The organism is Paraburkholderia sp. SIMBA_030 (genome assembly GCF_046535245.1).
Classification (GTDB): domain Bacteria; phylum Pseudomonadota; class Gammaproteobacteria; order Burkholderiales; family Burkholderiaceae; genus Paraburkholderia.
Genome location: NZ_JAWRXB010000656.1, coordinates 1 through 268 on the forward strand (window position 1 = coordinate 1; position 268 = coordinate 268).

The following is a 268-nucleotide window of genomic DNA, read 5'->3' on the forward strand; positions in this document are numbered from 1 at the left end:
GGTCGCATGCGATGCCCAAGCCGTCCGGGGCATCGCCGAATCCCGATTAACCGCCACCGATTCCCTGTAATACCTTGCCGGTACCGCCGCATACCGCGCATTTCTGCCCTTCGACCATGCCGGTGCCGCGGCATACTCCGCACAGATCCTCGCCTACGCCGGGCGCATCGGGCGGCCCTTCATCGCCCGGATTCAACGGCGGGTCTTGATTCTGCCCCGCCGGCGTTCTGGTCGTCTGCATAGCACACCTCCTTTCGCGTTTCCGACG

1 protein-coding gene is annotated in these 268 nt (G+C 64.9%); it reads right to left on the reverse strand.

Annotation, left to right across the window (positions count from 1 at the left end):
• Nucleotides 1-46 precede the first annotated feature (46 nt).
• A complete protein-coding gene (locus SB772_RS41585; protein ID WP_006750620.1) occupies nt 47-241 on the reverse strand; it encodes a hypothetical protein in 195 nt (64 codons plus the stop codon).
• Nucleotides 242-268: the final 27 nt, after the last annotated feature.

What these genes read in the sequence shown, in the direction of transcription:
- SB772_RS41585 (WP_006750620.1), bottom strand. Translation starts at nt 241, where the DNA reads ATGCAGACGACCAGAACGCCGGCGGGGCAGAATCAAGACCCGCCGTTG.